General features: G+C 34.8%; 8 protein-coding genes and 1 pseudogene. 4 read left to right on the forward strand and 5 right to left on the reverse strand.

Annotated features, from left to right (window positions below; genetic code table 11):
* Nucleotides 1–288: 288 nt before the first annotated feature.
* Nucleotides 289–1,161, reverse strand: a complete 873-nt coding sequence (locus tag H1D32_RS09145) for a helix-turn-helix transcriptional regulator (RefSeq protein ID WP_261177980.1) — start codon at nucleotides 1,159–1,161, stop codon at nucleotides 289–291.
* Nucleotides 1,162–1,312: 151 nt separating this feature from the next.
* On the opposite strand from H1D32_RS09145, the gene H1D32_RS09150 reads away from it, so the two are divergent.
* Complete coding sequence (locus H1D32_RS09150) at nucleotides 1,313–2,692, forward strand: MATE family efflux transporter (protein ID WP_261177981.1); 1,380 nt, start codon at nucleotides 1,313–1,315, stop codon at nucleotides 2,690–2,692.
* Between the two features lie 211 nt (nucleotides 2,693–2,903).
* Here the strand turns inward: H1D32_RS09150 and H1D32_RS09155 are convergent, their stop codons facing one another.
* Nucleotides 2,904–3,428, reverse strand: a complete 525-nt coding sequence (locus H1D32_RS09155) for a mediator complex subunit 15 domain-containing protein (protein ID WP_261177982.1) — start codon at nucleotides 3,426–3,428, stop codon at nucleotides 2,904–2,906.
* Between the two features lie 363 nt (nucleotides 3,429–3,791).
* Here H1D32_RS09155 and H1D32_RS09160 point away from each other — a divergent pair, with 363 nt between their 5' ends.
* On the forward strand, nucleotides 3,792–4,355 hold the full coding sequence (locus H1D32_RS09160) for a GNAT family N-acetyltransferase (protein ID WP_261177983.1): 564 nt from the start codon (nucleotides 3,792–3,794) through the stop codon (nucleotides 4,353–4,355).
* A 195-nt stretch (nucleotides 4,356–4,550) separates the two neighbouring features.
* Here H1D32_RS09160 and H1D32_RS09165 read toward each other — a convergent pair whose 3' ends face one another.
* The gene (locus H1D32_RS09165) at nucleotides 4,551–4,865 is read right to left on the reverse strand and encodes a YbjQ family protein (protein ID WP_261177988.1); all 315 of its coding nucleotides are present in this window, start codon (nucleotides 4,863–4,865) and stop codon (nucleotides 4,551–4,553) included.
* Nucleotides 4,866–5,219: 354 nt separating this feature from the next.
* Here H1D32_RS09165 and H1D32_RS09170 point away from each other — a divergent pair, with 354 nt between their 5' ends.
* Nucleotides 5,220–6,977 (forward strand): B12-binding domain-containing radical SAM protein, encoded by a 1,758-nt coding sequence (locus tag H1D32_RS09170; RefSeq protein ID WP_261177984.1) that lies wholly within the window; start codon nucleotides 5,220–5,222, stop codon nucleotides 6,975–6,977.
* Between the two features lie 80 nt (nucleotides 6,978–7,057).
* Nucleotides 7,058–7,969, forward strand: coding sequence for a DMT family transporter (locus H1D32_RS09175; RefSeq protein WP_314733386.1), 912 nt, complete (start codon nucleotides 7,058–7,060; stop codon nucleotides 7,967–7,969).
* Between the two features lie 31 nt (nucleotides 7,970–8,000).
* Here H1D32_RS09175 and H1D32_RS09180 read toward each other — a convergent pair whose 3' ends face one another.
* Nucleotides 8,001–9,260, reverse strand: coding sequence for a M48 family metallopeptidase (locus tag H1D32_RS09180; RefSeq protein ID WP_261177985.1), 1,260 nt, complete (start codon nucleotides 9,258–9,260; stop codon nucleotides 8,001–8,003).
* A gap of 305 nt (nucleotides 9,261–9,565) precedes the next feature.
* Nucleotides 9,566–10,069, reverse strand: a pseudogene (locus H1D32_RS09185) (SDR family oxidoreductase); the annotation flags it as partial.
* Nucleotides 10,070–10,087 lie beyond the last annotated feature (18 nt).

The following is a 10,087-nucleotide window of genomic DNA, read 5'->3' on the forward strand; positions in this document are numbered from 1 at the left end:
TTATTTAGTTCTTTTGAAATCATGAAAGCATTTAAGAAATAGCCTATTTTCGTAGTAAATTATGTTGCTTTTGGTCGTCTTTTGAGAATAAATAAGCTTTTAGGGACAAATTCTTTTGTCCTAATGGCTTATTTTTTCTCAAAAGCTTCACGCAAAGCGTGAAGTACCAAGCATTCGCTTGGTTACGGCCTAAAAGCTAATAGCAACGAGAATTTAGAAAAGAATGAAGAAATAAAACGGTTAGCTAATATGACATTTTCTATCTACTCTCCCATACAACGTATTCATTTATTTTCCTTCGCGTTTCGCTATTCGCCGAAATTCTATTGGAGTGATTCCCTCTATTTTTTTAAATAATCTTGAAAAGTAGGTAAAGTCATTGATACCTACTTTTTTAGAAATCGTTTCTAACTTTTCATTTGTTGTTGTTAATAATTCCTTCGCCAATGACAGTCGAAAAGAAGTTAGATATTGCATTGGTGTTATCCCTATCGTTTTTTGCATACAACGAGTTATATAATCGGGGTGAAACAAAAGCTCCTTTGCTATATGACTCATTTTTAAGGTAGCTTCCTTATAGTTCTCTTGAATGTAGGTAATCGTTTGTTTTGTTACTTGATCAGCACTTGTCGGGATTCGAATTGCGTCTGATTGTAATTGAATGATTAACTCTTGAAAGATAATTTGTTCCTTTAATCTCTTTTCAGGAGCATTCGTTTCATTTGTCGAAAATAACCTATCGAGTTCATGATAAATAAATTCCTGATTTCCAATTTTCCCATAGCGGGGAATGTGGAAGACATGCTTTGCAGCTTCTGTATAAGTTCTCTCTTGCTTTAAAATCATCCCCCAATTAATCTCAAGGTAATTTTTTAACTCATAGGGTACTTCAAGTTGAAAATGAAGCCAATAATACACAGTATCTGTTTCACATGCTTTATAACTAAAATGTTCAAAACCTGGCACAAGAATTAAATACTCCCCTTGTTTTATATCGTATAACACACCATTCTCATCCATATGAATGATCCCTTCTTTAACAAATAAAATATCAAAAACAGAAAATACCCTTTTAATATGCTTTGTTCCTTTTGGAAAAAAATCTATTCGACCAGTTATATATGTAGGGAAAGGTGGCACCTGAAATGATAGCGTATTCAAAAAAAATCCACTCCTATAATGTCGTAAATGTCCAATTATTATCGTTTTATGTCTTTAAATTAAACACAAAAACCATTACACTAAGAATACTGTAAAATTCGTTTTTGTCCAATGTTTCTGCATAATATTGGAAAAATGAGGTGGGGAATAGATGAAAAATATAAAAAACACAAAAAATCATAAAGCAGCAAAGTTAACATTATTTGCATTAACATGGCCTATCCTTATTGAAATATTTTTGCATATGTTAATGGGTAATGCCGATACTCTTATGTTAAGTCAATATGATGATAATGCGGTTGCTTCTGTAGGAGTATCAAATCAGCTTATTAATGTCATTATTGTAATGTTCGGATTTATTGCAACTGGAACAAGCATCCTAATTGCTCAGTATATTGGTGCAAAACAAGAACAAGATGCGAATAAAATTGCGGTTGTTTCAATTATAGGAAATTTAGTTTTCGGAGTACTATTGAGTCTCATTCTCTTCATTTTTGCTCCTTCTATCCTTAAAGCAATGAATTTACCGCCTGAATTAATGGATTCATCATTAGTATATCTTCGTATAGTAGGTGGTTTTGCATTTATCCAAGCATTAATCATGACAATTGCAGCCATTATACGTAGTCATGGTTTTACCAAAGATGCGATGTACGTAACTGTTGGGATGAACTTAATCAATGTGATTGGTAACTACTTTTTTATCTTTGGTCCTTTTGGCTTCCCAGTTTTAGGAGTAACCGGTGTAGCTATCTCTACAACAATAAGCCGTTTCATCGGGCTTATTGCAATGTTTTTCATATTACGCTACCGCATAAAGGGTAGTTTACCGTATTCGTTTCTACTTAAAGGTCTTCCAAAAAATGAATTAAAAAAACTTTTAAAAATTGGTGTTCCTTCTGCTGGAGAACATCTATCCTATAATACCTCTCAAATAGCAATTACCTATTTCATTGCTTCTATGGGAACAATCGCCTTAACGACAAAGGTGTATACACAAAATATTATGATGTTTATCTTATTATTCTCCATAGCTATTGGCCAAGGTACGCAAATATTAATTGGCCATTATGTAGGTGCCCAAAAACTTGAAGAGGCCTATCAGCGGTGCTTAAAGAGCTTAAAAATTGCCATTTACGTTTCATTAGGTATGGCCGTTATATTTAGTTTTTTTAGTAGACCTTTTTTAAGTCTATTTACCGATAATCCTGATATTATAACTCTTGGTACCACATTAATTTTATTAACAATCATCCTCGAACCAGGAAGAGCTTTCAACCTTGTCGTCATAAACTGCCTACGTGCAGCAGGAGATGTTAAATTTCCTGTGTATATTGGGATATTATCCATGTGGGGAGTTGCAGTTACATTATCATACCTTCTAGGGATCGTTTTTGGTCTTGGACTAATTGGGGTTTGGATAGCATTTATTGTTGATGAATGGCTTCGAGGCTTGTTAATGCTTAGAAGGTGGAAATCAAGAAAATGGATTCAAATGACCTTAGTTGAAAAAAAGCCTGAAGCTTCCTAAATCTATAAAACTTTTAGGTCGTGTTTGGAGAGACTTTTCTTTCCAAACACGATCTTTTTTTATGATTGTAAATCTTCAAGCAAAGCTGAGGCAACCCGTTTTGGTTAATTTTAAATTTAGGAGAATTAACAATTATAGAAACAGTACTTTTAAGACAAAAAAAATGTCCCCATTATTTACATATGAGGACATTTACTTCCTACTACCTATTTTATAAGTCATTCATCCAGTTCATTTGTAGTTCTTCAACATCATCATCATATCCATTCATTGGAAGCCCTTCTTGTTGCATCATTCCTGGTTGCATCCCCATCTGTTGTGGTGGCATCATTCCTGGTTGCATCCCCATCTGTTGTGGTGGCATCATTCCTGGTTGCATCCCCATCTGCTGTGGTGGCATCATTCCTGGTTGCATTCCCATCTGCTGTGGTGGCATCATTCCTGGTTGCATTCCCATCTGCTGTGGTGGCATCATTCCTGGTTGCATCCCCATCTGCTGTGGTGGCATCATTCCTGGTTGCATTCCCATCTGTTGTGGCATCATTCCCGGTTGCATTCCCATCTGCTGTGGCATCATTCCTGGTTGCATTCCCATGTGTTGTGGCATCATTCCCGGTTGCATTCCCATCTGCTGTGGCATCATTCCTGGTTGCATTCCCATGTGTTGTGGCATCATTCCTGGTTGCATTCCCATGTGTTGTGGTGGCATCATTCCTGGTTGCATTCCATAAGGCAATTTGCTTATTGCTGTTACATCCGCAAGACATTCGTTTACCCCTTCCTCTTCTTAAACTAGGTACTTGTTTAATTGACACTATCAATCTTATGAAATGGGAGGATGTCCCGTGATAAAAAAGTAGATGTTTTTTGGGGATTCATCTAAATTAGGCAGACAACTATACTTTTCTTTGTAGTCAAGAAGAGCCTAACAATAAACTCAAACTGTCTTAGCTTAGATAAATATTATTTTAAATCTGATAGAACTGGCTTTTTACAAATTGTTTAGCCAAACTAATAGCAGAAAATTTATCATAAGAAACACCTTTACGAATATTTTTACATATAGTGCCATAGAACAAGATGAAATGAGTGGTTACAAATGGGGGCAATTAATCCTTATGAGTATATTTCTCGTGACGGCACTAGGATTTTACTAAGATCTGCAAATCCAATTGATGCAAAAGCAGTAAACCAACTGAGCTTTAATGTTATTAGTGAAAATAACACATTAGTTACTAGTGTTGAGGAATTTGCAATTACCGATGAGCAACAACGAGATTTTATTCAAATATATCATCAAGATCCAGGTAATTTGATGATTGTTGCTGAGCATCAGAGAACTATTATTGGTATTTTAACTTTTCAGAGAGGCTTTTTCTTAAAGTATGCACATCATGGGACGGTCGGAATGATCGTTGATAAAAACTGGAGAGGCAAAGGGATTGGAAAAGCCTTACTAGCAACATTAATACAATGGGCTGAATACAACCCCATACTAGAAAAACTTTGTTTAGAAGTACTAGCTTCAAATAAAAATGCCATTGCCTTATATCAATCACTCGGCTTCCGAGAAGAAGGCCGCCAAGTTAACCAAGTAAAAACGAGCAATGGCACTTATGATGACATCATTATTATGGGAAGGTTTTTAAGTGAGAAGTTTTGAGTTTTGAGTTTTGAGTTTTGAGTTTTGAGTTTTGAGTTTTGAATGCAGAAAGGCTTGTGAACATTTCACAAGCCTTTCTGCATTCTACATTCTACATTCTACATTCTACATTCTACATTCTACATTCTACATTCTACATTCTACATTCTACATTCTACATTCTACATTCTACATTCTACATTCTACATTCTACACTTACTCAACAACAACTGCAGTACCGTATGCTACAATTTCTGCTGCGCCGTTCATAACACTAGAAGTTTGAAGTCGAACTGCAACAATTGCATTCGCCCCCATCCCTTCTGCATCTTTAACCATTCTACTAATGGCAATTTTTCTTGCTTTATCCATCATGTCAGAGTACTCTTTTATTTCCCCTCCAACAATGTTCTTAAGGCCTGCTAAAAAATCACTACCAATGTGCTTTGCTTGAATTGTACTTCCTTTCACAAAGCCTTTATAAGCAACAATTTCTTTTCCCGTTATGTTCTCAGTAGTTGCGATAATCATCGTCATCTTCCTCTCTTTTCTCTTTTATTCTTTCCACAATTACTATAACCATTAGCAAAATAAAACATAAAATATTCATTGCAAATAAAATAATAGCCGCTATGATATTAATGAAAAAAACGATGATAGCAACAATTTGGAATAAAACTGTTAACATTAGCAAAACTGATTTTAAGGATTTCATTTGTCTGTACTCCCCTAGAAATTGTCCGCATTCCTATTATTCGCTAAATTCAACTGATAATCCTTTTTGTTAACACCTCCAATTCATGGTTATGATGATAATAGACAACTAATGCTTGCTTTTATGTTAAAATACGTAAGTGCTAAAATATTTGAATCGAGGGATTACTTTTGAAGATCGTACTAACAACTCTAAATGCTAAATATATTCATACTGCCCTTTCACTTCGCCTCTTGAAGGCTTATACAGAAGCAGATTATGACGTGGAGATAAAAGAATACACAATAAATGACCCTTCTCTGAACATTGTTACAGATTTATATGAAAAAAATGCAACTGTTATTGGCTTTAGTTGTTACATTTGGAACATTGAAAAGACAATTGAAGTTGTAAAGATGATTAAAAAAGTTAACCCTGAGCTAAAAATTATTTTAGGGGGCCCTGAAGTATCTTTTGATATACCTTACTGGATGGAACGAGTTCCTGAAATTGATTTCATCGTTTTTAATGAAGGTGAGGAAACCTTCAAGCATTTGTTAGATGAACTAACCGGATCCAAGAAATTCCATCTTGTTTTTGGTGCTAGCTATCGTAAAGGCGAAGAAGTTATTGTAAATCCGCCAAGACCCAATATAAAATTAAATACGATTCCAACAGCATATAGGTTTCAAGAAGACATCGAAAATTTAAATAAGCGAATTGTTTATTTTGAAACTAGTCGTGGGTGCCCATTTAGCTGTTCCTTTTGTCTATCTTCAGTAGAGGTTGGTGTACGTTATTTTGATATTGAAAGAGTAAAAGCTGACCTTTTATTTTTAATCGAAAACGGCGCTAAATTAATTAAATTCATCGACCGCACCTTTAATATTAGACGAAATTATGCGATCGAAATTTTCCAATTTTTAATTGATAATCATCAAGGTTGTGTCTTTCAATTTGAAATTACAGCAGATATTATGCGTCCTGAAGTTCTAGAATTCCTAAACACACATGCACCACCTGGTGTATTTCGGTTTGAAATTGGGGTTCAGTCGACAAATGACGCTACAAATGAGCTAGTAATGCGCAAACAAAACTTCGAAAAACTGTCAAGAACGGTCCGAATGATTAAAGAAGGTGGTAAAATTGATCAACACCTTGACTTAATTGCTGGTCTTCCTGAGGAAAACTATGATTCATTTAAGAAAACATTTAATGATGTATTTGAAATGCGCCCAGAGGAACTACAATTAGGTTTTTTAAAAATGCTTCGCGGGACAGGCTTACGAAGTCAAGCGGAAAATTATGGCTATGTCTATATGGACCATTCGCCTTATGAGATTTTAAAAAATGATATCCTTTCTTTTTCGGAAATTATCCGTATAAAACGTGTTGAAGATATTTTAGAAAAGTATTGGAATGCTCATCGAATGGACAATACCATCGAGTATTTGATAGACACTGAATTTGAATCTGCTTTCGATTTTTTCCAAGAGTTTGGAGATTTCTGGGATCAACAGGGCTGGGCTAAAATTGGTCACCAGCTTGAGGACTTATTTTTACGTCTAATGCAATTTTTACAATCACGTAAAACAGAAAATCTTGAAACAATTAAAGGCTTAATGATTTATGATTTCTTTTTAAATCATAAACATAAACCTAGAAAAACTTGGTGGAATTTCACTTTAACGAAAGAAGAACAAACCAAGTTGCTTGAATTCGTTGCAGAAAATAGTCAGCTTATTTCTAATAATTTCGCTGATTTAAAGCTCACAGTTAAAGATCTATTTAAGCATACGATGGTTGAAGTAATTCCTTTTGATATCGACTATTATTTCTCTACAAAAATAATAAAACAACAACCATCATTACTTATTACTTATTTCGATCCGAAAGAGCATAAAAGTCGCCCATTCATTTTACAAGATGTAAATCATATTTTAGGTTAAATTAAGGAAAACAGATCAAATATTTGATCTGTTTTTTTAGCACTTACCTGTGTTAGAGTAAATATGAGACGAGGTGAATTATGGAAAAATGGTCATACTTATTTATTGTTATTGGGGCCTCTTTATGGGGAACCATTGGCATCTTTGTACAAGCGCTATATAGTTACGGTTTAAGTCCATTGCAAGTTGTTACCGTTAGGGTTACGTTTGCAGCAATCCTTTTGGTATTTATGTTACTCATTCAAAATCCATCATTATTAAAAATCGATAAACGAGATTATAAGTATTTTGTTGGAACAGGGATTTTTTCAATCGTTTTTTTTAATTGGTGCTTTTTTACGGCAATTCAAGAAACATCACTGTCTGTCGCAGCGGTCTTACTTTATACTGGCCCTGCTTTTGTGACCATCCTTTCAAGATTTTTATTTAAAGAATGGCTTACAAAACGAAAGCTTTTTGCACTCTTATTAACTTTAATTGGTTGTATTCTTGTCATCGGACTATTTCCTCTAGAACAAAATCAAATTAGTTTATATGGTGTGTTTGTCGGATTAGGCTCTGGACTTGGTTATGCTCTATATAGTATTTTTGGTAAGTATGCCTTGGCGAAATATAGTTCCCAGACTGTAACTGCCTACACGTTTATTTTTGCTAGTGTAGCATTATTACCTATAAGTGGCCTTTGGAGAGTCGACAACATATTCACAACTCCCGAATTTTGGACCTACGGAATAAGCCTAGGACTATTCCCTACTGTTTTAGCATACTTACTCTATACAAGAGGTTTAAACAAGGTAGAGACAAGTCGCGCATCAATTACCGCAACAATTGAACCAGTGGTTGCCACTTTAATCGGAATATTTATATTTGGCGATCTATTAACAACTTGGCAGTTACTTGGGATTTTCAGTGTTTTACTAGCTGTCTTCTTCGTTCAAGAAAGAACACAAGAAAAGAAAGTAATACTTGAAAAAGGGTGTCAAGCTCAATAAGCTGACACCTTTCGTACATTGATAACCATTGTTATTTATTTAATTTTTCACTGTGTTTCCTTATATGTGTAATTCTCTCGACCATTGGCGGGTGAGTATAACGGAATAGCTTCACAATGCCAGGTGGATTGACATCCGACAAACCTTCAACTGATAGCTTGTGAAAGGTGGTAATTGCTGCATCAGCGTCCTTCGTTAATTCTATTGCATAACGGTCTGCTTGATATTCATAAGCTCTTGAAATCACATTGGACATCGGACTCGCAGCAAAACTTAGTAACGACAATATCAATAAAAGAATAGGTAAAGAACCCAATTCATTGTGTTTTAATTGTAATTGTTTACCGAAGTTATTTATAATTACATGATAGAACTTACTTGTCAAAAATAATCCAACAAATGAAAGGGCAATCATCCCCACCAATAATTGTTTTAAATGACCTAAGTCATAATGTCCCATCTCATGAGCCATAATAAACAACACTTCTTCATTACTTAATCGTTCTAGGGTTGTATCCCAGAGCACAATTCTTAGATTACTTCCAACTCCCGTTACATATGCATTTAAGGCATTTGTTTTTTCTGACATATTCACTTCGTATACCCTTTCAGCTGGTATATCGGCTTCTGCTGCTAATTGTAAAATTTCCTGTTCTAGCTCTTTATCTTGAATCGGGTAAAAATCATTATATAGTGGATCAATCAATACAGGTTGGATAAACATTAAAAATAAGGTAAAGGGAATAGATAAAAGCCACGCGTACAGCCACCACTTTTTCGGACTTTTCGACAATAATAACATGATTACATAAACCACAACTGATAATAGAAGTGCTTCAACCCAAAAACCAATTAAGTTATCTTTCATCCAACTTTCAAAACCTTGAATAGTTATACCATAATGCTTACTGAGAGAATATGAAAAAAACTTGATTGGAAACACAATTATGTAACTTATTATTGATAATAAAAGAACATAAAGGGCTGTCTGTATGAAGCGAAACCTACTAACTTGTTGCGACCAGCGTGCAAAGAACTGGCTAATTCCAAAGCAAATAACCAAAAGGTAGATTAACCACTCCATAGGTGTATGAATAAAATAAATGACATTCCTCCATTTGGAGTATTCAGTCGCTAGAGTTAATTGCTCTTGATTCATAAACGTAACTGGATCTGCTTCTGAACCTATATATTCAGCAGGCAATGGTGTATCCACCATAAACAAATATGCTGAAATTCCAAGCACATAAAGTAGATACATAATTAGTATGCTAAAAAAGACCTTCTTCATATCTTCTCCTCCTATTGTAACGTCAAAAAAATTCGTAAAAGCTTTGGACAAAGTCTCCTTTTATAAGTTTAGACGAAACTCGAGGATTTAGAACTTAATCTAAATTGTTATTATTGGCTAGAAAATAGCCGTTGAGAATATTTGTCTCAACGGCTATTTTCTTTTAGAAAGTCTATAATTAAGCATCACGTTTATGACAAACGAATATTTTTTAATGTAAAATCACCACTTCGAAACATAACGCATCCTACATGGTTCTTCGCTTGGACATGCACTTACAACAATCCAATAACAGTAGGTCCAAATTATATAACCATTCCACCATCTACGTTAAGAACTGTACCATTAATAAAATTCGCTTCATCAGAAGCTAAGAAAAGATAGGCATTGGCCACATCTTCTGGTTTACCTAAGCGCTGGAGGGGGATCATCTCTGTCATTTTCTTGGCTAAGTTCTCAGGTAAATGACTCATCATCTTTGTATCAATTACACCTGGCGCTACGGCATTTACATTTATTCCTTGTCTGCCCAATTCTTTAGCCCATGTTTTGGTCATTCCTATAACCCCGGCCTTTGTTGCCGCATAATTTGTTTGACCTATATTGCCATAAACGCCTGCAATGGAAGATGCATTGATAATTTTACCACCACCTTGACTGATCATGTGGGGTAAAACAGCTTGAGTACAGAATAAAAACACCGGTCAAATTGATATCGACAACACTATACCAATCTCTGGTTGTCATTGCCCCTAGCATTTTATCATTGTTACTCCTGCATTGTTAATTAATATATCAACTTTTCCAAAACATTAATCGCTTGTGAA

This window comes from Anaerobacillus sp. CMMVII (assembly GCF_025377685.1).
Taxonomy (GTDB): domain Bacteria; phylum Bacillota; class Bacilli; order Bacillales; family Anaerobacillaceae; genus Anaerobacillus.